2 protein-coding genes are annotated in these 1,772 nt (G+C 69.9%); both read left to right on the top strand.

What is annotated here, in order from left to right:
* Positions 1-799: tetratricopeptide repeat protein (locus tag GM672_RS27545; RefSeq protein ID WP_155473679.1), on the top strand; the 799-nt coding region annotated here is incomplete at its 5' end.
* Between the two features lie 71 nt (positions 800-870).
* Entirely contained in the window at positions 871-1,608 is a 738-nt protein-coding gene (gene surE / locus GM672_RS27550) for a 5'/3'-nucleotidase SurE (protein WP_155473680.1), read from the top strand.
* Positions 1,609-1,772: the final 164 nt, after the last annotated feature.

A 1,772-nucleotide genomic window follows, 5' to 3' on the forward strand; every position in this document is an offset into this window, starting at 1 on the left:
CCGCGGCCGCGGCACGGCGCTGCCGCTGGCGCGCGACCTGGCCAGCCTGGGCGCGCTGTACCGGCGCGAGGGCGACCTGGAGCGCGCTGCTGCGTGCGTCGAGGAGAGCCTGTCCCTGCACGTGCTGATGTTGGGCGAGGAGCATCCCGACACGCTCGACAGCCGCGCCGCGCTGGCCGAGCTGTGGTTCGAGCAGGGCAAGTTCGAGGAAGCGCGGCTGCAGCAGCAGGCCGTGCTGGAAGGGCGCGAGCGGGTCTTCGGCGCCGGCGCCATGCCCACCCTGGAAGCGTCGATGGCGCTGGCGGCCACGTTGGCCCAGCTGGGCCAGTTTCCCGAAGCGCTGGCGCTGCAGGACGTGGTGGTCGACTCACGCCAGCGCGAACTGGGCGACGAGCACCTCGTCACGGTGGAAAGCCTGGCGGTGCGGGCCGATATCCTGTGTCACGCGGAGGAACTGGAACAGGCCACGGAACTGCTGGAACACGTGATGGCCCTGCGCACGCGGCTGCTGGGGTCGGAACACGCGGACACGGTCCGCACCCGCAAGGCGCTGGCGCACACGCGCAGCCGCCTGCAGGAAAATGGCAGCGGCAGCGGCGGCGGTGGCGGCTGCGGGCCACAGGAAGGGGCGGGCGGCCTGCGCCATGGCGTGGAGCCGCGCCGCCCGGTGGCGGGCGTGGAACAGCAGCGCGGCAGATACACGGTCGGCTACCGCACGTCCCGGCGGCAGCGCCAGCCGGAACGCGACGAACTGGCGGCGGAAAACGAAATGTCGGAGCCGCGCATCGGCATGCGCTGAACGCCACATTTTTTGGCAGGAGGGCGCGTCCGCATGCGCTCGTGCGTCGTTGCTTCAGGTAAAATCTTTGTATGAGAATCCTGATCAGTAACGACGACGGCTACCTGGCGCCGGGCATCAACGCGCTGGCCGAGGCGCTGGCCCAGATTGCCGACATTGTCGTGGTGGCGCCCGACAGCAACCGCTCGGGCGCATCGAACTCGCTGTCGCTGGACCGGCCTCTGTCGGTGCAGCAGGCCGCCAATGGTTTCTATTTTGTTAACGGCACGCCCACGGACTGCGTCCACATCGCGCTGACGGGCCTGATGGACACGCCGCCCGACCTGGTGGTCTCCGGCATCAACCACGGCCCGAACATGGGCGACGACACCCTGTATTCGGGCACCGTCGCCGCCGCCACCGAGGGCTACCTGTTCGGCATTCCCGCCATCGCCTTTTCGCAGGGCACCTATGGCTGGAGCCATGTCGAGGACGCTGCCCGGGCCGCGCGCGATATCGTGCAGCGCTACGCCGACGCGCTGCAAAAGCCGTATCTGCTCAACGTGAATATCCCGAACCTGCCGTACGAGGCGCTGGGCCAGCCGCTGCCGACGCGGCTGGGGCGGCGCCACCAGGCCGAGCCCGTCATCAAGGCGCTCGATCCCCGGGGCCGGGAAATCTTCTGGATCGGCCCGCCCGGCGCCTGCAAGGATGCCGGCGAGGGCACGGATTTCCACGCCGTGGCCGCCGGGCGCATCTCGATGACGCCGCTGCAGATCGACCTGACCCACAAGCAGCAACTCGACCTCCTGGCAAAGGCCCTCGGATGAGCGACAAGCCCCGCACCTTCCCCTTGCCCCTGTCGTCCGTGACGGACAAGGGCCAGAAAAAGCAGCCGGTCTTTTCCGCCGTCGCCACGCCGCAGACGGCCACGCGCAATGCCGCGCACAGCGCCGCCCACGGCACGTCGCCCCGGCCGGCGCCGGCGGTGGCG

The sequence above is a fragment of the Pseudoduganella buxea genome (genome assembly GCF_009720835.1).
Taxonomy (GTDB): Bacteria; Pseudomonadota; Gammaproteobacteria; order Burkholderiales; family Burkholderiaceae_D; genus Rugamonas; species Rugamonas buxea.

What these genes read in the sequence shown, in the direction of transcription:
- surE (WP_155473680.1), top strand. Translation starts at nt 871, where the DNA reads ATGAGAATCCTGATCAGTAACGACGACGGCTACCTGGCGCCGGGCATC.